This is a genomic window from Paramicrobacterium fandaimingii (genome assembly GCF_011751745.2).
Taxonomy (GTDB): Bacteria; Actinomycetota; Actinomycetes; order Actinomycetales; family Microbacteriaceae; genus Paramicrobacterium; species Paramicrobacterium fandaimingii.
This window is the reverse complement of sequence record NZ_CP061170.1, coordinates 3,131,593-3,148,593: the sequence shown is the minus strand read 5'-3', so window position 1 is coordinate 3,148,593 and position 17,001 is coordinate 3,131,593. Positions and strand designations below refer to the sequence as shown.

Annotated in this window: 16 protein-coding genes; 14 read left to right on the top strand and 2 right to left on the bottom strand. The window is 63.8% G+C overall.

The genetic code is table 11. The annotated features are described in order from the left end of the window. The first annotated feature begins 16 nt into the window (after positions 1 to 16). The gene (locus HCR84_RS15205; RefSeq protein ID WP_166979647.1) at positions 17 to 829 is read left to right on the top strand and encodes a hypothetical protein; all 813 of its coding nucleotides are present in this window, start codon (positions 17 to 19) and stop codon (positions 827 to 829) included. Between the two features lie 219 nt (positions 830 to 1,048). After that, the gene (locus HCR84_RS15200; RefSeq protein WP_244972510.1) at positions 1,049 to 1,501 is read left to right on the top strand and encodes an NUDIX domain-containing protein; all 453 of its coding nucleotides are present in this window, start codon (positions 1,049 to 1,051) and stop codon (positions 1,499 to 1,501) included. On the opposite strand, the gene HCR84_RS15195 is transcribed toward HCR84_RS15200, so the two are convergent. Next, the gene (locus HCR84_RS15195; protein ID WP_166979649.1) at positions 1,498 to 2,910 is read right to left on the bottom strand and encodes a xylulokinase; all 1,413 of its coding nucleotides are present in this window, start codon (positions 2,908 to 2,910) and stop codon (positions 1,498 to 1,500) included. The two genes, HCR84_RS15200 and HCR84_RS15195, sit on opposite strands and share 4 nt — an antisense overlap. A gap of 119 nt (positions 2,911 to 3,029) precedes the next feature. Beyond that, positions 3,030 to 3,791, bottom strand: a complete 762-nt coding sequence (locus HCR84_RS15190) for a DeoR/GlpR family DNA-binding transcription regulator (protein ID WP_166979651.1) — start codon at positions 3,789 to 3,791, stop codon at positions 3,030 to 3,032. A 197-nt stretch (positions 3,792 to 3,988) separates the two neighbouring features. On the opposite strand from HCR84_RS15190, the gene HCR84_RS15185 reads away from it, so the two are divergent. From HCR84_RS15185 to HCR84_RS15130, 12 genes are all read left to right on the top strand, one after another. Beyond that, on the top strand, positions 3,989 to 5,353 hold the full coding sequence (locus tag HCR84_RS15185; protein WP_166979653.1) for an ABC transporter substrate-binding protein: 1,365 nt from the start codon (positions 3,989 to 3,991) through the stop codon (positions 5,351 to 5,353). Between the two features lie 99 nt (positions 5,354 to 5,452). Next, the gene (locus HCR84_RS15180) at positions 5,453 to 6,415 is read left to right on the top strand and encodes a carbohydrate ABC transporter permease (protein ID WP_166979655.1); all 963 of its coding nucleotides are present in this window, start codon (positions 5,453 to 5,455) and stop codon (positions 6,413 to 6,415) included. Continuing rightward, entirely contained in the window at positions 6,415 to 7,287 is an 873-nt protein-coding gene (locus HCR84_RS15175) for a carbohydrate ABC transporter permease (protein ID WP_166979657.1), read from the top strand. The genes HCR84_RS15180 and HCR84_RS15175 overlap by 1 nt, the downstream gene beginning before the upstream one ends. A gap of 43 nt (positions 7,288 to 7,330) precedes the next feature. After that, positions 7,331 to 8,152 (top strand): DeoR/GlpR family DNA-binding transcription regulator, encoded by an 822-nt coding sequence (locus HCR84_RS15170; RefSeq protein WP_166979659.1) that lies wholly within the window; start codon positions 7,331 to 7,333, stop codon positions 8,150 to 8,152. Next, on the top strand, positions 8,149 to 9,639 hold the full coding sequence (locus HCR84_RS15165; RefSeq protein WP_166979661.1) for a mannitol dehydrogenase family protein: 1,491 nt from the start codon (positions 8,149 to 8,151) through the stop codon (positions 9,637 to 9,639). The genes HCR84_RS15170 and HCR84_RS15165 overlap by 4 nt, the downstream gene beginning before the upstream one ends. 39 nt (positions 9,640 to 9,678) lie before the next feature. After that, a complete protein-coding gene (locus tag HCR84_RS15160; protein ID WP_235940720.1) occupies positions 9,679 to 10,536 on the top strand; it encodes a metallophosphoesterase family protein in 858 nt (285 codons plus the stop codon). 116 nt (positions 10,537 to 10,652) lie between these two features. After that, a complete protein-coding gene (locus HCR84_RS15155) occupies positions 10,653 to 12,257 on the top strand; it encodes a PTS sugar transporter (RefSeq protein WP_166979663.1) in 1,605 nt (534 codons plus the stop codon). A 43-nt stretch (positions 12,258 to 12,300) separates the two neighbouring features. Next, positions 12,301 to 12,948 carry a TMEM175 family protein gene (locus HCR84_RS15150; RefSeq protein ID WP_166979665.1) on the top strand — a complete coding sequence of 216 codons (648 nt, stop codon included), beginning with the start codon at positions 12,301 to 12,303 and terminating at the stop codon, positions 12,946 to 12,948. A gap of 54 nt (positions 12,949 to 13,002) precedes the next feature. Continuing rightward, positions 13,003 to 13,806: a DarT ssDNA thymidine ADP-ribosyltransferase family protein gene (locus HCR84_RS15145; RefSeq protein ID WP_166979667.1), complete on the top strand. Its 804-nt coding sequence runs from the start codon at positions 13,003 to 13,005 to the stop codon at positions 13,804 to 13,806. A 70-nt stretch (positions 13,807 to 13,876) separates the two neighbouring features. Next, a complete protein-coding gene (locus tag HCR84_RS15140) occupies positions 13,877 to 14,860 on the top strand; it encodes an alpha/beta hydrolase (protein ID WP_166979669.1) in 984 nt (327 codons plus the stop codon). Next, positions 14,857 to 16,332 (top strand): alcohol acetyltransferase, encoded by a 1,476-nt coding sequence (locus HCR84_RS15135; protein WP_166981796.1) that lies wholly within the window; start codon positions 14,857 to 14,859, stop codon positions 16,330 to 16,332. Before HCR84_RS15140 ends, HCR84_RS15135 begins: the two co-directional genes overlap by 4 nt. Beyond that, positions 16,329 to 16,994, top strand: coding sequence for a DUF6320 domain-containing protein (locus HCR84_RS15130; protein ID WP_166979672.1), 666 nt, complete (start codon positions 16,329 to 16,331; stop codon positions 16,992 to 16,994). The genes HCR84_RS15135 and HCR84_RS15130 overlap by 4 nt, the downstream gene beginning before the upstream one ends. The last annotated feature ends 7 nt before the right edge of the window (positions 16,995 to 17,001 follow it).

Here is a 17,001-nt window from a genome sequence, read left to right as displayed (position 1 = left end):
TCACTGATCCACGTCGATGTCGTTGTCTGACGTGGCGCCAGGCGAGAGACCTGGCGACGACGTGCTCGTTGCGTTCGGCGCAGGGCCCGAACGTCCACGGAAGCTGACCGGCGGCCGCGGCCGAACCTGGATGGTTGGCAACGTGGTGTTTCGGCCGCACGGCGACGCAGAGGAGTCCTCCTGGAAGGCGAGAGTGCTCGCCGATCTTGAGCCGAATCGCGGCTTTCGAATGTCACGACCCATACCCGCAGCAGACGGAAACTGGGTCTACGGTGGATGGGAGGCATGGGAGTGGCTGGCAGGAGAGGCAGACGAATCCCGCGCTGTTGCCGTCATTGCGGCCGGAGCCGCCTTCCACGAGGCGATCGCTCACCTTCCCCGCCCAGCCTTCATTGATCACTCCGATGACGCATGGAGCAACGCCGACCGCATGGCGTGGGGGGAGAACCCTCTGCCCCGGGGCAGCTTTATGAGAAGCCTTGAGCGTGAGTTTCAGCCCGTGCACTCCCTGTCGCAGGTGATTCACGGCGACCTCTTGGGCAATGTGTTGTTCGCTCCCGATCTGCCGCCGGCCATCATCGATTGGGCGCCGTACTGGAGACCGGCAGGCCTGGGCGCCGCAATCGCCGCGGTTGATGCCGCGAGCTGGCATGGGTGGCGTGCTGACCGGCTTGCTGAGCTGGGCGGCGGTATTCCGGAATGGCGACAGCTGCTCGTGCGTGCCTTGGCGTTTCGCATTGCGACGCTGCACAATCTCGACGCCTGGAGCGCAGAAATGGACGAGCGTCACGAACCCGTGGTGAACGCAGTGATCTCCATCCCGTCGTGACTTTCGGTGGCGCAAAATGACGCATCTCGGGACGCTGGCATACGCAGGCGACTTCCTTGCGCTGTGCGCGGAGGGTGCATTCTGATCGCGCCCGAGGTGCGAGGGCGCCGGTTTCGTTACCGTGACCGAAATGAACCGTTCGGACGTTCGCGCAAAGGCTCTAGCGCTCCACCGTTGAGGCAGCAGTATGTGGACGACCGGCGGTCGTATGCTGACGTCGTGCCCATCTCTCCGTACGTTCGTGGTCTTCGTTCTCAGGTTGGCCATTCCTTGCTGTTACTTCCTGGCGTAACGGCAGTTATTCGACGGGAAGACCGTTTTCTGCTCGCGAAGCAACGCGATACGCAGCTGTGGAGTCTCATTGGCGGCGGGATTGAACCCGGGGAGCAGCCTGAGGCCGCAATTGCGCGCGAGGTCGAGGAGGAGCTCGGAGTGGCGCCGAACGTCGGCAGAATCATCGGCGCATACGGTGGGCCGGAGCTCATGAATACCTACCCGAACGGCGACCACGTCAGCTACGTGACAATCGCGTACGACTGTTCGCTTGTGAGCAACTCATTTGATCTTGAACAGCAGGAGCTCATTGACGTCGCTTGGCTCGATATCGACAGCATTTCGGGGCTTGCCCATCACACCTGGATCGACCGAGTCTTAGCCGACGCGGGGCGTTAGTCGATGCGGCGCGCGTCGTACTGCTGCATGATGATCGGACGGTGATCGGATGTAGGCTGCGCCGCGATCTCCACAGGCCAGGTCGGGCGCTCGCCCGCGAGCGCCCACGCAGCCTGCCGTGCGGCACCGTCGGCGACATACTCTCCCGGGGTCGGCACAACGATCGGGCGACGGAACACCTGCGAGGCGACGGTCTGCACCGCGAGGTTCTGGGCGGCGCCGCCCACGAGAAGAAGCCGCTCGGCAGCGACGCCGTGGTGCTCGACGGCGTCGACGCCCGCGGCGAGTGCACACAGCATCCCCTCGACCGCTGCCCGCGCCAGCGCCGGCCTGGTCGTCGACGCCATGGTCATTCCGAACAAGCTCGCTGTCGCATCGGGCAAGTTCGGCGTGCGCTCCCCCTCGAAGTACGGCTGCAAGACGAGTCCGTTCGATCCCGGTTCTGCCCGCATCGACAGCTCAGCCAGCTCCGAGTGCGTGACGTCGAGCAACCTCGAGATGGTGTCGAGCACACGAGCGGCATTGAGCGTCGCCACAAGGGGAAGAAAACGCCCGGCCGCATCGGCGAACCCCGCGACCGTGCCACTTGCATCCACGACAGGGTCGGGCGTGACGGCGAAAACCGTTCCGCTCGTTCCGATCGAGATCACGACATCGCCGACACCGGCATCGAGACCGAGTGCTGCGCCCGCATTGTCGCCAGCGCCCGCTCCGACGACGGTATTTCTGAACAGACCGCTGCCGATCCCGGCGCGTTCGTATGGTTGAAGAACGCGCGGCAGCACGGCATCGTGGCCAAGGGCCAACTCGAGCAACTCGCGATCGTAGTCACCGGTTGTCGGCGACCAGTACGCGGTGCCTGATGCGTCAGATCGATCGGTGGTGAGCTCATCGAAATCGGGACCGAAGTCACTCGACCCGAGCGGCCCGAAGCCGCGCATGCGCCACGTGAGCCAATCATGCGGAAGAGCGACGGCGGCAACACGGTTCGCGTTCTGCGGTTCGACGTCGCGCAGCCACCGCAGCTTCGTCGCCGTGAACGAGGCAACGGGGACAACGCCCGTCCGCTCGGCGTACTCAGCCGTTCCGCCGAGCTCGGCGGTCAGATCGAGCGCTTGCGGGGCACTGCGTGTGTCGTTCCAGAGCAGCGCGTCTCGCACAACCTCGCCATCGGCATCCAAAGTCACCATGCCGTGCTGTTGCGCGGCAACACTCACCGATGAGACATCGTCGAGACCACCAGCCTCGGCAATGGCAATGTGCAGAGCGCGAAGCCATGCTTCGGGGTCGACCTCGGTGCCGTCGGGGTGTGGGGCACGACCGCGGCGAATCACGGCGCCGGTTGACGATTCGCGAACCACGACCTTGCAACTCTGCGTTGACGAGTCGATGCCTGCTACTAGCGTCATTGCGCACCTTTCGCTGCGTGAACGAGCGACCGCATGTCTGGGGGCTCACGATGCGGCCGAAAAGCGAGACAAGCTCGCACACCCCAGTCTGCCAAATCTTCGGCGACGCTGGGTGCGGGTTAGACGACCACGATGTCCGGCCCTCCGGCATGCAGCTCGTCTGCGGTATCCCGTTCGATCCTCGAGTCGGTGATGATCGTGTCGAGCTCTGCCAGATCTGCAACGTGGCAGAACGATGTGAGACCGACCTTGCTCGCGGTGATGGTGAGCACTCGACGCTTTGCCGACAGCAGCATCGCCCGCTTCACTTCGGCCTCATCGGGAATCGTCGTCGTGACGCCGGCCGACGCGGTGAGACCGTTTGAGCCCAGCAGAACGAGATCCACGTTGAGGGTGCTCAGGCGTTGACGCGTCCACTCATCAACGGCGCCCTGGCTGATTGTGCGCACCCGTCCGGGCAACGCCATCACCGTCACGTTCGGGCGCTGCTTCAGCACGGGAATCGCCGGCAGGTTGTTTGTGACGACAATGATCGATGCATCAGGAAAGACGGATGCTGTCACGAGTGCCAGAGATCCCGAATCAAGAAGCACAACTCCATCGCTCGGCAGCTCCTCGATTGCCCGAAGGGCGATGCGCCGTTTCTCGTCTGCCTCTTCGGCTTGGCGCTTTGCGAGAGAGATCTCAAACGGCATTCCGTGCGCGAGTCGTGCACCACCGTGCGTGCGCACAATGATTCCCTGGCGCTCGAGAGCAGCAAGGTCGCGTCGGATCGTCTCGGTTGTCACCTCGAGCTCGGTGCTGAGCGAGGTCACCGAGAGCATGCCGTCGTGCTCGTGCGCTGCCGCGACGATTGCGGATTGCCGTTCGGCTGGGTACATCGTCAGCTCCCTTGCTGGTGTCAGATGCCTATCGTCCCTCACAAAAGGCAAAAACAACAAAATCAAACACAAAACAGACAATTGTGGTTACGATACCGTTACGAACCAACATTACTGGTTGCTTAAACACACATATTCGGGCGATTGTGGGTGTGCGTCGCGACAGCGACGGGTCAACGATGACGAAAGGCAAAGAGATGACGAAGTCGAATCTTCGCGGAAGGCGGTGGCTCTCCCTGGCCGCCGTCGTATCAGCCGGTGTAATGCTCGCCGGCTGTTCCGGCGCCGGGGGCGGAGCAGGCGGAGGTGGCGGTGACACGGTGACCCTCACGCTGGCCACGGTGAACAACCCGCAGATGAAAGATATGGAGCAGTTGAAGGGGAAGTTCGAAGAGAGTCACCCCGACATCAAGGTCAAGTTCATTCAGATGGAGGAGAACGACCTGCGTGACGCCGTCACGAAAGACGTCGCGACGAAGGGCGGTCAATATGACATCGTCACCGTCGGAAGCTATGAGGTGCCGATCTGGGGCCAGAACGAGTGGCTGACAAACCTCAACGACTACACGACAAAGGACGCCGATTACGACGTTGACGACATCTTGAAGCCAGTGCGCCAGGCACTGACCGTCGACGACAACCTGTTCGCCGTGCCCTTCTACGGTGAGTCGTCGTTCCTGATGTACAACAAGCAGATTCTCGCTGACGCCGGTCTTGAGGTGCCCGAGCACCCGACGTGGCAGCAGGTTGCCGACATGGCACGCCAGGTGAACAACGACGACCATGCGGGCATCTGCCTGCGCGGCAAGCCGGGCTGGGGTGAGCTCTTTGCTCCGCTCACGACGGTTGTGCAGACCTTCGGAGGCAATTGGTTTGACGAAGACTGGAACGCCACGGTTGATTCACCTGAGTTCACGAAGGCCGTGCAGTTCTACACCGACCTGGTGAAGGATGCTGGTGAGTCCGACCCGGTGTCGTTCGGCTTCACCGAATGCCTCAACCTCTTCTCGCAGGGCAAGGCGGCGTTCTGGTACGACGCCACGAGCGCTGCGGGCTCGCTGGAATCTGAAGACCTCAGCGAGGTTGCCGGCAACGTCGGCTATGTGCACGCACCAACTGTCGAGACGGAAGAATCCGGATGGCTGTGGTCGTGGAACCTGGCGATCCCCGAGACATCTAAAAAGAAGGATGCCGCGTGGGAGTTCGTAAGCTGGGCGACGAGCAAGGACTACATGAAGCTCGTCGGCGAGGAGCTCGGCTGGAGTCGTGTGCCGCCGGGGTCACGTGCATCGACATACGAGATTCCTGAGTACAAAGAAGCGGCAGGGGCGTTCGCCGGAATCACGAAGGACGTCATGCTGGCCGTGAATCCCACACAGCCGGGCGTCAACCCGCAGCCCTGGGTCGGCATCCAGTACGTCACCATCCCTGAGTTTCAAGACCTGGGAAACCAGGTATCTCAGAGCATCGCCGACGTCTTTGCCGGTCGATCGAGTGTCGAGGATGCCTTGAGTGACGGGCAGAAGCTCGCCGAGAAGGCGGGCGAGGCGCAGAAGGAATAGCGTCGGCTTCATCGTTGGCGAGCTCACGCCGCCCTCCGGCTCAGCCGGTCGGTGGGCGGCGTGACCGCTTCGGTATTGGACATCTCGAGAAAGACGACAATGACTGCGACAGCCATCCGACCCGGACGGGTCGAGAACGACGGCGAGGTTAAACCTCGCCGAGGCCGCAAGCCCGTGCTCACGCAGCGGGAACGCCGAGGGCTCCGGCTCTCCAGGGCCCTCGTGTGGCCGGCGTTGGCCGCGGCCATCACCATCACCCAGATTCCGTTTCTCGTCACGATCTACTATTCGTTTCAGCAGTGGAACCTGCTGCGCCCCGGAGACCAGAAATTCGTCTGGTTCGACAACTACGCAACTGTGCTCACCAACGGGGCGTTTCTGAGTTCACTGCTGGCGACCGTGGTGATCGTGGGCTTCAGCGTGCTCGTCTCGCTGGTCTTCGGCATGGTGCTGGCGCTGCTTCTCGACCGTAAGTTTGTCGGTCAAGGGTTTGCGCGCACACTGCTGATCACCCCGTTTCTCATGATGCCCGCGGCTGCGTCGCTCATCTGGAAGTGGTCGATGCTCGATTCGAACGTCGGCATGGTCAATTGGCTGTTCAGCCTGGTTGGCATCAATCCGGTGGCGTGGAACACTGACGTGCCGATTCTCACCATCATCATTGTTCTCACGTGGCAGTACACGCCGTTCATGATGCTCATCCTCCTCGCCGGGCTGCAGAGTCAGCCGTCAGACGTGCTCGAGGCGGCATCCGTTGATGGGGCTGGTCCCATTCGCACGTTCTTCTCCATGACGCTTCCGCACATGCGCCAGTACATGGAGCTGTCGATTCTGCTCGGCACGATTCTGCTGCTGCAGGTGTTCGACCCGATTGCGATCATGACGCGAGGAACCGGTGGAACGAAGACTCTGTCGTATCTGCTGTACGAGCGGGCATTCGTCGGCCTCGAGATCGGCGAGGCTGCGGCATACGGTGTGCTCACGGTGATTCTGACGATCATCGTCGCCATGGTGGCTCTTCGCTCCCTGTTCAAGATCTTCAAGAAAGAGGGGATGAGCTGATGTCGACGACGATGCTGCTCACGACTGGCCGCACCACAACCCGTCGCACGAAGCCGTTGCGCAAACGGGCCGGGTCGGTCGTGCTCACCTTCATCACCTGGGTGCTCACCGTTGGAATGTTCTTCCCGATCGCCTGGATGGTGTTCACGGCGTTTAAAACAGAGAAGGCCGCCGCCACGAGCCCGCCGACGTTCATCACGCAGCTCACACTCGACAACTTCGCTGCAGTTTTCGATCGAGGCTTTCTCGTCTACCTCACCAACTCCTTCACAGCGAGCGTCGTCTCGACGCTCATCGTGATGGTTCTCGCGATTCCCGCAGCATACGGACTCTCGGTGCGTCCACTGGTCAAGTCGACGGACGCACTGTTCTTCTTCATCTCGACGAAGTTCATGCCCCTCGCGGCGATCGTGATTCCGATCTACCTCCTCTTGCAGAACATGGGGATGCTCGACAACATCTCGGCGCTCTCGATTCTGTACGTCGGAATGAACCTGCCACTCGCCATCTGGATGATGCGATCATTCCTCAGCGAGGTGCCTGGGGAGATCATCGAGGCGGCACAGGTCGACGGCGCCAACTTCTGGACAGAACTCGTGCGCATCGTGATGCCGATCGTGGCGCCCGGCATCGCCGCAGCCGCGCTGATCTGCTTCATCTTCGCGTGGAACGAGTACTTTCTTGCCAACCTGCTCACCTCGACTGTCGCCCGCACCACGCCGCCGTTCCTCGGCAGCTTCGTCTCGGGGCGCGGGCAATTTCTTGCCGTGCTCTCGGCTGCGGCGACGTTGGCAGTTCTGCCCGTCGTCATAGCAGGATGGATTGCTCAGAAGCGTCTCGTACGCGGCCTCGCGATGGGTGCCATCAAATGACACGAGCGCAGCAGGCACCAGCATCCAGACCTGAGGAGCTCACATGACTCTCACCCCAGCAGCAGGCATGCCCGTCGAGCAGCGGCACACGGTCATTCTCGCCATGCTCGAGCGCGACAAGCGCGTCGAAGTGTCTGATCTCGCCGAGGCGTTCGCCGTTGCCGAAGAGACGATCCGGCGCGATCTGCGCACCCTCGAGCAGCGCGGCACGCTCACGCGGGCGCACGGCGGCGCGATTCTTCAGACATCGCTCGTCGAGGAGTTCCCGCTTCTGACCGGCGCGAAGGTGCCTCAACTTGAGCTCGCCCGTGCCGCACTCGCGTTCGTCCCCGAGCAGGGGAGCATCTTCATCGACTCGGGAGAGACCTGCCAGTCGCTTGCCGCAATGCTTCCGGATGCCGCAGGGCTGCAGGTTGTCACCAACGCCGTTCCGGTGGCGCTGACGGCAAGCCGCAAAGAACACGTCGCCGTGTACAACCTGGGCGGCACCGTCGGCGACGACGGTGAGCAGTCGGGACAGTGGACGCGCGAAGCGCTCGCGAGCGTGCGCGTCGACGTTGCATTTCTCTCGTGCACGGGTGTCGACGAGGCGGGCAGCCTGACGGCATCCACTCCCCGCGCCGCGGCCATCAAGCGTGCGGCTTTCGACGCGGCAACCACTCGGGTCGCTCTCGTTCACGGCGACCAGCCGGCGCAGGGGCTCGTGACCTTCGCCCAGCTGAGCGACTTCACGGCCGTGTTCGCCGATCCGCCCCTGTCGCGTGCCGCCGAGACGGCCGTGCGTGAGGCCGGAGTCGATTACCGAGCGCTCGAAGCACAGGCGGGCGCGGAACAAACGCAGAAACAGGAAGAGGCACAGCCATGACCACTCAGAACGCGACACAGCTGAGCGCGGCGGCGCTGGCAACGCTCGACGGCGTCGCCGTCCCCGCGTACGACCGCAGCCAGGTCACCGCGGGAATCGTGCACTTCGGCGTCGGCGGCTTCCATCGCGCGCACCAGGCGAAGGTGATCGACGATCTGCTGGCGCAAGGTACAGCGAACGACTGGGGAATCTGCGGAATCGGCGTGATGCCGAGCGACATGCGCATGCGCGATGCGCTCACCGCGCAGGATTACCTGTACACGCTCGTCGAGAAGCATGCAGACGGCGAGCTGAGCGCGCGCGTCATCGGGTCGATCATCGACTACCTCTACGCGCCAGACGACACCGAGGCCGCGATCGAGCGCATGGCCGACCCCGGCATCCGGATTGTGTCGCTTACCGTCACCGAGGGTGGATACAACATCAACCAGGTGACGGGGAAGTTTCAGCTTGACGACCCTCGGGTTGCGCATGATCTGGGTTCGGATGCTCCCGAGACGGTGTTCGGTCTCGTCGTCGAAGCGCTGCGGCGTCGACGTGATCGCGGCATCGTGCCTTTCACCGTGATGTCGTGCGACAACCTGCAGAACAACGGCGAGGTCGCCAGGCACGCGTTCACGACCTACGCGCACGCCAAGGATGCCGAGCTCGCGGCGTGGATTGACGAGAACGTGGTGTTCCCGAACAGCATGGTCGACCGCATTACGCCCGTCACAACAGACGACGACCGCGCCGAGATCGCCAGCCGGTTCGGCATCGCCGACGCCTGGCCCGTCGTGTGCGAGCCGTTCTTCCAGTGGGTGCTGCAAGACACGTTCACCCATGGCAGGCCGCCGTATCAGGATGCCGGTGTCGAGGTGGTCGACGATGTCGAGCCGTACGAGTTCATCAAGCTGCGCCTGCTCAATTCGAGCCACCAGGGGCTCTGCTACTTTGGCCACCTCATGGGGTATCGCTACGCGCACGACGCCACGCAGGACCCCCTCATCGCCGAGTTTCTGCTTGCCTACATGAACGTCGATGCGACGCCGACGCTCAAGCCGGTTCCGGGGCTCGACATCGAGAAGTATAAGCCGCAGCTGATCGAGCGCTTCTCCAACCCCGGCATCCGCGACACCGTCGCTCGGCTGTGCGCGGAGTCGAGCGACCGCATTCCGAAGTGGCTCGTTCCCGTCATTCGCGACCAGCTCGCGCGGCCGGAGCCGCAGGTGCAGTTTGCCGCGGCGATCGTCGCCAGTTGGGCACGGTATGCGGAGGGCATCGACGAGCAGGGTGAGCCGATCGAGGTTGTCGACCGCCTGAAGGATCGCGTGATGGCGGCGGCGAACCGATACCCCGAAGACCCCCACTCCTTCTTGCGCGACGAGGAACTGTTCGGAAACCTCATCGACGAGCCCGTGTTCGTCGCCGCGTACGACCGGGCGCTGTCCTCGCTGCACGAGGTGGGAGCGCGAGAGACCCTACCGATGCTGCTCGGCACCGCGTAGCTGTGCCACGACGTCGGGTGTGCGTCGTAGGGTGTTCGCGTGACTGAACGCGATACGCAAAGCCTGCACGACCGCCCGCTGAGGGTTCTGCATCTCTCTGACACGCACGTGTATGCGGACGGCTCGCTGCATTACGGCGTCGTCGACACGACGGCGGCGCTGCAGCGCACGCTTGAGCGCGCCGCTTCGGTCGACGGCATCGACGCCGTTGTGCTGAGCGGCGACCTCTCAGACGACATGAGCGCGGGTTCTTATGCAAAGCTCCGCGAGCTCGTCGAGCCGTGGGCCCAACGGCGCGGAGCCGCGGTTGTCTACGCGATGGGAAACCACGACCGCGTCGCCGAATTCGAGAGCGTTCTTGGTGCGCATGCGGGAGCAACCGAGGTGCGCGGCGTTCGCATCGTCTGGCTCGACTCGGCGGTTCCGCGGGCGGGGTACGGGCACGTCGGTCCCGAGCAGCTGCGCATGCTGAGCGACGAGCTCGCCGCGGCATCCGGCCCTGCTCTCGTCGTTGTGCACCACCCCCCGACTCCCGCGTACGGGCCGCTGTTGAAGGCGCTCGAACTGCAGAATGCGAGCGAGCTGCTCGACGTGTGTGCGGCGGGCGATGCGACGGCCGTGCTGAGCGGGCACTACCATCACAGCCTCGTCGCGACCCAGCGGGGCGTTCCGGTCATCGTCGCGCCAGGCATCGCAAACACCTCTGATGCGTGCGTTCCCGGCGGGCATGAGCGAGCGACGATGGGTTCGGGCTTCGCCATCGTCGATGTGCCCGGTATCGGCACGCCTACAGTCACCTTCTTCTCGGTTCCCTCCGATCGAGACGGCACCGAGATCTTCAACCTCGACCCGGCTGAGGTAGCGCAGATCGCGCGCGCGGCCGGCCTGCCCGAGTAGCTGGCCGACGCCAGGCAGTCGCACCGGGCGATACCGCCCTGCGGCGTGGACTACGGCTGGAGCGCGTCGACGTGGCACACTGACGTGATCGTTGATCTTTCACCGAGAGGAACCATGTGCCCACGCCAGACGAGGCCGCGCCCGCGCGCAGCATCGCCCTCCTCGGCAGCAGCGGAGGCAATCTGCGCAGCCACGGAGGCGACGACCCCGATCGCCTTCTTCGCGACGTCGTCAGACAGGCGGATGCCGCGGGCTTCAGCATCGCGGCAGTGCAGTTCGTCTCGGCAGACAACTCAATGGATCAGGCATCGTGCGACACTCCGGCTGCGCTCTGGAGCCTCGTCGATGGAACACCCACCGTCATCGTTCGCGGCGGACTCTCTGAGGTGAACACGGCGGCCCGTGAGATGGATGCCGAAATCGCCAACCAGGTATCGGCGGGCGAAATCGACGGGCTCATACTGATGAGCGCCGACCCAGACGACACGAACGAGCGCACGATGGTCGCCGCCGCGGCCGCCGAGATTCCCGCTGCCGGCACGGGAGGCACCTCCATCGCCGGGGCACAGCAGCTCGGCGTCAAGCTCATCGCAGCCTCGGGCACAACCGGAACGACGAGCACAACGCGCGCGGTGTCATACATCTCGGGCCTCGCCCGGTACTGGGGCGTCGGCTACCGGCCATCGCTCGGCGGCAGCTCATCGGCTCCGGGGTCGACGGCGCCCGAAGCAGCGTGGCGGCGCATCAGCATCCGCGGCATCATGGTCGGCAGCATTCCGGCGTTCATCGCCCTCGCTCTTGTGCTCGCGCTGAGTCAGATCCCCTGGCTTTCCGCACTCACACCCGTTTTCGACACGTTGATCGCGGGTCTGCCCGTCGTCGTCTCTGCCGTGGCCGCACGCAAGATCTCCGGCCTCGGCGAGGTGGGGCTCGTCGCTGGCGCGGTCGCGGGCATCCTTGCCACAGAGGGCGGCCTGCTGGGCGGACTGGTAGCGGGAATCCTCGCCGGCCTGATCAGTGCCTGGCTCATCAAATGGACGCTGTCACACAGCTTCCCCGCGACCACGGCGAACATCGTCACCGGTGCCATCGCCGGCCTGCTGCCCGGTCTTCTCGTCTACTTTGCGCTTGCCCCCGTCACCGACGCGCTCGGACTTGGCGTGAAGGGCGGAATCGAATGGGCTGTCGACGTCAATCCCGCTCTTGCCGGAGCGTTGGCGGGGCTTGCGATCTGGCCCGCCATCATCGGCGGTGTGTATCACTCGGTGATTCTGCCGCTCGTGCTGCTGGAAATGGGGGAGAAGGGCTACAGCTTCTTCGGGGCGATCGACATGGTGTCGCTTGTGATGGTGTCGCTCGGCATCACCCTCGCCAACGTGATTGTGCCGCGAACGAGCGGCGAACGCGCGCTGGCCGGGTCGGGTGCCGCCGTCAACTTCTTCTTCGGCACGTTCGTCGAGTCGTCGTATCCGTTCATGTTCGGAGACAAGAAGATCTTCGCGACCGCGCTCATCGCAGCGACGGGCGGTGGCGTCGTCGTCGGGCTCACCGGCGCGGAGGCCACAGCGTACCTTCCGGCCGTCGTCGCTCCCTTCGTGTCGACGACGGCGCTCGGCATGACGCTGTCGATGCTCGTGGCATTCGGCATCGCCTTTGGCCTGACGCTGCTCGTGGGGATCGCGCAGAGACGAGCAAACGGCCGCGAGGTCGCCGCCGCCTGACGCCGCGCTTCAGAGGCCCGCCGTTCAGGAGTAATCTGGGCGCATGGCGATGAGAAAGAGCCCCGAGCGGCTTGCCGCATTCACCGATGCCATCGTGGCGATCGCCATCACCCTTCTGGTGCTGCCTCTTGTCGACGAGGCATCAGACGAGATCTACGCCGGGTCGACATTCGCTGCCTTCTTCACCGAGCACTGGGGCCAGATCGGCGCGTTTCTCATCAGCTTCGCGGTCATCGCTCGTCTCTGGGTCAGCCACCACGGGCTCTTCGAGCACCTGAGCGGCTACACCCCGCGCATTCTCACACTCACCATCATGTGGTCGTTCACAATCGTGCTGCTTCCCCTTCCCACGGCGATGACCGCGAACTTTCAGATTGAGCCGGGCGTCATCGCGTTCTACATTGCGACGATGGCGGCGAGCAGCCTCATGCTCACGCTCCTCGTCATGACGATTCGGGGCTCAGCCAGTGAGAACCCCGACAACCCGCTGTCGACCCACACTCTCGCGAACAGCGTGCTGACGACTGCTCTCTTTATCGTCGCGCTCATCATCGGAACGTTCGTACCCGTCATCAACTACTACGCGCTGTTCGTCTTGATCTTGAGCTGGCCGATCAATTCGATCATCGCCACGCGGCTGCAGAACCGCGATCCCGAATCCAGGTCGCGCACACCCCATGCGGGGGCGTAACCTTGGTTTCCGGTCGTTCGAAGAAGCCCCGCGGCCGACGGATGAAAGGTTCACTTGACCGACGAATGTAGGCACGGCTTCGAGCCCGAGCTGTGTGCCGTCTGCAACCCCCCGAAAACACCCGAGAAGCCAGCTGCCGCCCGTCAGAGCCGCGTCGCTGGCATTCGTACGACGCGCCCCTCCCGCCCGGCCGCGCAGCGCGGTTCATCTGCAAAGACGAAGACCGTTCGCGTCGACCAGCAGCGTCTGTTTCACGTCACGCACACACGCAATCTTCCCGCGATTCTCGCGGGCGGCAGCATCCTCTGCGACGATCTGCTTCACGACGACGCACAATCCGGACCGTGCGAAGTGGCGCTCTCCAGTGAAGAGAACCGTGCGGCCCGACGCCGCATCACCATCGACGACGCAGCGGTGTCTGCGTATGTGCCGTTCTTTCTCTCGCCCGACGCCTCGGTGTGGGGAAGCATCCGCTCTCGCGAACCGAACGTTCGTCTTGACTCCGATCTCGTGCGCACCTCGCCAACCGACTACGTCATGCTCGTTGCAACTGTCGCGAGCATTCGCGCCATCGACGGAGACATGGTGATCGCCGACGGCGATGCAGCGGCAGGACTCACCCGTTTTGCGAGCGAACCAGATCAGGCAGACCGGATGTTGGCACGCTTCGCCCTTGACGACAGCGGTGAGCAGAAGCTCGTCGCTGAGGCTCTCGTGCGCGGTGAAGTGCCGGTGTCTGCACTGAGCATCATCGGCGTCTCGAGCATCAAACAGCGGGAGCGCGTGAAGCAGATGCTTGCCGACGCCGGCCTGCGCACGAAGGTGGCGGCACACCAACCCTGGTTCGTCGCGCAGTAGTTCGGCAGAGCGGCGAGGCCCTTTACGCTGAGTGTATGCACACGCCCGCCCGCGACAGCACCGCCCGCCCATGAACCGGCTGACGCGGGCATTTCTCGGGCTGTTCGCCGCCCCGCGGATCAACATGCGCGAGGACTACGGGAAGGTACGGCGCTTTCAACGTCGACTCGCCATCATGTCGATGCCGTGGCGCCGGACGCTGTATCGGCAGACCGTTGCCGATGCGGGGAGACGCTCGGTCCCTGTTCGCGTCTTCCAGCCGAAGGAACGTCGACGTGATGATGTGCTGCTCTTCTTCCACGGTGGCGGCTGGGTCACGGGTGACATCGAGACATACACGCCGGCCTGTGCCACGATCGCCGACCTCACGGGGTGTGTCGTGGCCTCAGTCAACTACAGACTGGCGCCGGAGCATCCGTTCCCCGAGGGTCTCGACGACTGCTTCGGGATTGTTGAGCAGCTGCTGGCGAACCCACAGCGCGCGGGCATCGCTGATGCCGCAGACATCGTACTGGTTGGGGATTCTGCCGGAGGCAATCTCGCTGCCGCTGTCTCCCTCAAACTCCGCCGACAGGGCCTCTGCGGTGCGCGACGGCAGATCCTGCTCTATCCGGTGACGCACTGGGACCACACTCTGGACACGTCTCCGTTCGCCTCGGTACGCGAGCACGGCGAAGACCTCAGGCTCACCAGCGCTGAGGTGCAGGACTATTTCGATCTGTACGTGCCCGACCCGGAACGGCGCCGAGATCCTCTCGTTGCTCCTCTGGAGTCGACGGATCTGTCTGGGCAGCCGACAACTCTCGTGGTGACGGCGGAGCTTGACCTTCTGCGCGATGAAGGTGAAGCATACGGTCGAGCTCTCGCACGGGCGGGGAACGCCGTGCGGATTCATCGTGTGCGCGGAGCCTTGCACGGGTTCATCCAACTGCCGCGGTTCTCACGGCCGGTGCGGGAGGCCTGCGCGGTGATCAATGCGTTTCTCGATGACCCCCTCGCGTCCGACGAGAGCGTCACCGATATCGGAGGGCCGGGGCAGGAGGCAGCGTGGTGACCCGCGGGGATGGGACGCGCCGCAACTGGGTGCGGCTCGACAACGCGTCAAACATCTTTCTTGCCGCGCGAAGCGACTCCGATCCCAAGGTATTCCGCATCAGTGCCGAGATGGATCATGATGTGGACCCGGTGCTGCTGCAGCAAGCGCTGGATGCAACGTACGACCGTTACCCCCTTTACCATGCCGTGCTGCGTCGAGGCGTGTTCTGGTACTACCTTCAAGACAGCGACCTTCGCCCCCGCGTCACCGGCGATCGGCAGCACACCTGTGCTCCCATCTATCAAGCGGATCGGCGCAACCTGCTCTTCCGCGTGATGCATCACCGCCAGCGGATCATCCTCGAGATCTTCCACGCTTTGTCTGACGGCACCGGTGCGCTGTGGTTTCTGACCGACCTTGTTACCGCCTACGTCAGCCTGCGGCATCCCGAGCAGCCGAGCACTCAAGGCGAGTCCGGTGCCGGTTCCGACGCTCACGCCGACCGAGGCCAGCTCGACGCACGCACGCCAGCTGGCGAGGGAGCCGAGCCGACGCACGGGCTTGTCGCCGACAGCTTCGCGCACTATTTCCGCCGCCGTCGCCGCCACGAAGCACCGGCATCGGAGCCCGACTTCAGCACGGGCCCGGGCCCCGCAGCACCAGGTTCGGGCGTTGTCGGAGGGCGCGCTCGATTCGCGCGGGGAATTCCTCGCAGGATCGGCCGATTCTTCCATTTGCCTGAGAGGAAGGTATATCGCGTCAGAGGAACGCGCACCCCAGATAACCGGACGCGCGCCGTCGAACTCACGATGCCCGCGCACGATGTCCTAAACCTCGCGCGCGCCGCAGAAGTCCCGCTGACGATGTTCTTGACTGCGCTGTTCTTTGAATCCATTCGTGCGTCGGCAGGTGACCTGGGCAAGGCCCGCACGCTGTCGGCGTCGGCGCCGGTCAATCTGCGTCAGTTCTTCCCCTCGACATCGCCTCGGAACTTCTTTGCAACGGTCCGAGTGGACCACACGTACGGCGAGGGTGCCGACGACGTGGGCTCAATCGGCAGACAGCTTGATGCCCAGTTCAGCCCGAAGGTCAGCCCCGAGGCCTTGGAGAAGACGCTGCGTCAGTTCATCCGGCTTGAGGGTCTGTTTGTTCTGAGGGTCATACCGCGGCCGCTGAAAGATGTGATTTTGAGGCTGGTCAATTGGGGGAACAACCGCGGTCTCAGCATCGCCGTCTCAAATCTCGGCCGCGTCAGCCTGCCCGATTCCGTCGATGAACACGTGGGACGCATGTCGTTTCACGTATCAGCGGCGCGTCCGCAGATCTGCGTCATGAGTCATGCAGGCGTGCTCACGATCAGCTTTACGTCGCCATGTGTCGAGACCGATCACATTAAAGAGTTCGCGCGGCTCCTCACCGACCGCGGTGTCGCTGTCACGGTCGCAGCCGCGCGCGTGACCGAAGAGGAACTCGCGGAGGCGGCATTATGAGGCGGTGCGACGCATGCGCGGTTGATATCGAGGGAGCCTGGGTTCGATGCCCTCTGTGCGGAACAGCGGTCGCGGGCGAGGCAACACCCAGCCCGCTGCCGTCGATCCCATTGACATTCTCGCGGCGTCGCGTGGTGAGGGTGCTCTTCTTCACCTCTCTCGCCGTGATTCTGGCGTCCTTCGCTGCCCAGCTGCTGTTCAGCCATGAGCTCACGGGTCTTGGCATGATCCGCTCCGTCTGGCTGGGGCTGAGCGCCATGTGGCTTGTCGTGCTGATGGCCGTGCGCAAACGTCGCAATCTCGCCAAGAGCACGGTCTACCTCGTCGTGATCGTCGGCCTCATCTGCGTCTACTGGGACTATCTCTCGGGCTGGCCCGGCTGGTCGGTGACGTATGCGATCCCGATTCTCTGCGCATCGTCCATCGTCGCCTTGCTGATCACCGTCCGGCTGATGCGCATCGAGACGAGCGAGCACGTCGTCTACAGCGTATTGACCGTGCTTCTGGGGCTTGCGCCCATTGGATTTCTCGCGTTCGGCTGGGTGACGAACGCCCTGCCGTCGATCATTTGCGGTGGACTCAGCCTGATCGTCCTCGCGCTGCTGCAGCTCGTCGGGGGGCGTACCGTCCGCCATGAGCTCGGTAAGCGCCTGCACGTGTGACAGACGC

Excerpts from the sequence above, each read along its gene's own strand:
- HCR84_RS15205 (WP_166979647.1), top strand. The coding sequence starts at position 17 with ATGTCGTTGTCTGACGTGGCGCCAGGCGAGAGACCTGGCGACGACGTG.
- HCR84_RS15130 (WP_166979672.1), top strand. The coding sequence starts at position 16,329 with ATGAGGCGGTGCGACGCATGCGCGGTTGATATCGAGGGAGCCTGGGTT.
- HCR84_RS15185 (WP_166979653.1), top strand. The coding sequence starts at position 3,989 with ATGACGAAGTCGAATCTTCGCGGAAGGCGGTGGCTCTCCCTGGCCGCC.
- HCR84_RS15175 (WP_166979657.1), top strand. The coding sequence starts at position 6,415 with ATGTCGACGACGATGCTGCTCACGACTGGCCGCACCACAACCCGTCGC.
- HCR84_RS15180 (WP_166979655.1), top strand. The coding sequence starts at position 5,453 with ATGACTGCGACAGCCATCCGACCCGGACGGGTCGAGAACGACGGCGAG.
- HCR84_RS15165 (WP_166979661.1), top strand. The coding sequence starts at position 8,149 with ATGACCACTCAGAACGCGACACAGCTGAGCGCGGCGGCGCTGGCAACG.
- HCR84_RS15150 (WP_166979665.1), top strand. The coding sequence starts at position 12,301 with ATGGCGATGAGAAAGAGCCCCGAGCGGCTTGCCGCATTCACCGATGCC.
- HCR84_RS15140 (WP_166979669.1), top strand. The coding sequence starts at position 13,877 with ATGAACCGGCTGACGCGGGCATTTCTCGGGCTGTTCGCCGCCCCGCGG.
- HCR84_RS15195 (WP_166979649.1), bottom strand. The coding sequence starts at position 2,910 with ATGACGCTAGTAGCAGGCATCGACTCGTCAACGCAGAGTTGCAAGGTC.
- HCR84_RS15170 (WP_166979659.1), top strand. The coding sequence starts at position 7,331 with ATGACTCTCACCCCAGCAGCAGGCATGCCCGTCGAGCAGCGGCACACG.
- HCR84_RS15190 (WP_166979651.1), bottom strand. The coding sequence starts at position 3,791 with ATGTACCCAGCCGAACGGCAATCCGCAATCGTCGCGGCAGCGCACGAG.